This window comes from Caballeronia sp. GAFFF2 (assembly GCF_023631485.1).
Taxonomy (GTDB): domain Bacteria; phylum Pseudomonadota; class Gammaproteobacteria; order Burkholderiales; family Burkholderiaceae; genus Caballeronia.
This window is the reverse complement of the sequence record NZ_JALQDA010000076.1, coordinates 1-2,123: the sequence shown is the minus strand read 5'-3', so window position 1 is coordinate 2,123 and position 2,123 is coordinate 1. Positions and strand designations below refer to the sequence as shown.

The 2,123-nt window shown below is 57.2% G+C and carries 3 protein-coding genes; 2 read left to right on the top strand and 1 reads right to left on the bottom strand.

Annotated features, from left to right (window positions below; all coding sequences use genetic code 11):
- The first annotated feature begins 355 nt into the window (after positions 1 to 355).
- A complete protein-coding gene (locus NCT04_RS34140; protein WP_250470249.1) occupies positions 356 to 634 on the top strand; it encodes an HU family DNA-binding protein in 279 nt (92 codons plus the stop codon).
- Between the two features lie 24 nt (positions 635 to 658).
- Here NCT04_RS34140 and NCT04_RS34135 read toward each other — a convergent pair whose 3' ends face one another.
- Entirely contained in the window at positions 659 to 937 is a 279-nt protein-coding gene (locus tag NCT04_RS34135) for a hypothetical protein (protein ID WP_250470247.1), read from the bottom strand.
- A gap of 23 nt (positions 938 to 960) precedes the next feature.
- Between NCT04_RS34135 and NCT04_RS34130 the strand changes: the two genes are divergently transcribed.
- Positions 961 to 1,398, top strand: a complete 438-nt coding sequence (locus NCT04_RS34130) for an SET domain-containing protein (RefSeq protein ID WP_250470250.1) — start codon at positions 961 to 963, stop codon at positions 1,396 to 1,398.
- The last annotated feature ends 725 nt before the right edge of the window (positions 1,399 to 2,123 follow it).

Below are 2,123 nucleotides of genomic sequence, written 5' to 3'. Positions count from 1 at the left end.
TTCCTTGTCTTGCCTTCGCTTTCCATGCTTCAAATCTCCCGTTACAGCCAAGATCCGAAGTCTCCTACATTTCCGGGCGGTTCAGGCTGCTGAACTTCGCAACGCAGTTAAGCGGCATTTAAGACGCTTCGAAGCTGTGCTCGCAATGAACGAAGGTCGGCGGCGAGCCATATCAGAGGTCCGTGCAGGCCGGCGTCGCCATCGGCTAGGCGGGGAGGGGCGGCATCAACTGCTGCTGGAAAGTACCGCACCTTCCGCTGATGTGTCACCAATGCGTATCAATTGATATGCGAGCTATGGTTCGCCCGTCATCGAGGTTCGGTATGATGACGCTCAACCACTTGGAGAAATCGCAATGAACAAGCAGGAATTGATCAATGCCATCGCGACACAGGCAGGGACGAACAAAGGCGTCACGGAGGAAACAGTCAATGCAGTGTTAGCCACAATTTCGAAAGAGGTCGCTGCAGGCAACGCCGTACAACTGATCGGCTTCGGGACCTTCGGCAGCGGCGAACGCGCTGCACGCACCGGACGCAACCCGTCAACTGGCGCAACGATCGAGATCGCGGCAGCCAAGACCGTCAAGTTCACGGCGGGAAAGAGCTTTAAGGATGCCGTCAATCAAAGCTGAACGAGCGACGCTTGCGAGCCTAAATCAAAACAGCTGACTCTCAAGCGGTAGGAGATTTGTCATTTTCACCGCCGTCAGCCGTTCGCGCCCATCGGGGTGGATGGATCGAATCATCACGCGCTGACCGCGGGCTTCGCCCAAAATCTCGACAATGCGATCCTGATAGCGGGCGAGTGTTCCGCGCGAAGGTTTTCGCTTGGTGCGACGGCCGGTCGATGAGAGCATGAAAGAGATAGTTGGATGCGTCGATCTCATTATGCCAAGCTCTTCGTCGGTCGCGTAAAGTCGTGACTGCTTGGCCACAATTAGTCCATCTTCAAATGCCTATACGTCGTTTCCTTGTTCGTCGCTCGCCCGTGCACGGGCGCGGCGTCTTTGCCCTGGTCACAATCAACGCGGGCGCAACAATTCTTGAATACAAAGGCAAGCTCATCTCCTGGGCGACGGCCCAGCGGCGTTATGAACGTTCGGCGGCGGAAGACGGCCATACTTTCTATTTCGATCTGGAAGATGGACGCGTGATCGACGGGGCGCAGGGCGGCAACTCAGCGCGTTGGGTGAACCATAGCTGTGAACCAAACTGTGAAGCCAATCGACAAGGCAGTCGCGTCTTCTTCCAAGCGTTGCGAGATATTGGGCCGGGCGAGGAGCTTTTCATCGACTATCGACTATTCGTCGAGGGCCGGAAGACATTAGCGCTGAAAAAGCTGTATGCCTGCCGATGCGGCGCGGCAGGTTGCCGGGGAACCATGTTGGCGATTTAGACGGGGTATTCCCGCGGGCTGCAGTTTAGATGCCGCTGTACGAAGCGGCCACCCGGTTTTCCAGGTCGTTACAACCGAATAAGAGGCCTTGCGCTCTCAGCGGCACCATTAGCGTCGGTTATGCTCTGCAGCATGGCTTTCCTTCAATGCAGCTCTTGGATGCCAAGTGCCTTTCCACGTTCGCCGCTTTAAAAGACGGGGCTTGCTGGATGTTGCGCCTTCGCTTTCGACTATCACCCGACGGATCCCAAATGCTCACGCGCCTGCCGCACGCTTTTGCGTGGAGCAGCCGCCATCGCGATGGCCTGTGATCGAGCGCTTTGCTATGCCTGGATCCCGGTTACGCCTACCAGTTGGCGGATACGATGTGCTCGATGCTTAGGGTGCGACGGCCTTCGCTGTGACGGCAGTCGGGCGTTTCGATGATGGACTGCAGGCTTGCGGGCGACCACTTGTCGGGGGTTCCTCGTCGTTTATCCCGAAGGCGCCCGCAGCGCAGTTGGCCTGACCCAGACGCGACGGACGCGACGAACGGACGACTCCTTTTTGAAACCGACGATGGATCAGATCAAAGCAATACTGCTTTGTGCAGGAGATCGAGTGCCGTCAACTCGTCGAGTCGACCTGTGCGTGCTTTACCTGCCAACGTCTTGAGCAGCGCTTCAGCAATCGGCGAGATACCGTCGAGACCTTGCAGACTTGTTGCCGACGCTGGTGGAGACTCA

Coding starts and splice junctions, on each gene's coding strand:
- NCT04_RS34140 (WP_250470249.1), top strand. CDS start 356: ATGAACAAGCAGGAATTGATCAATGCCATCGCGACACAGGCAGGGACG.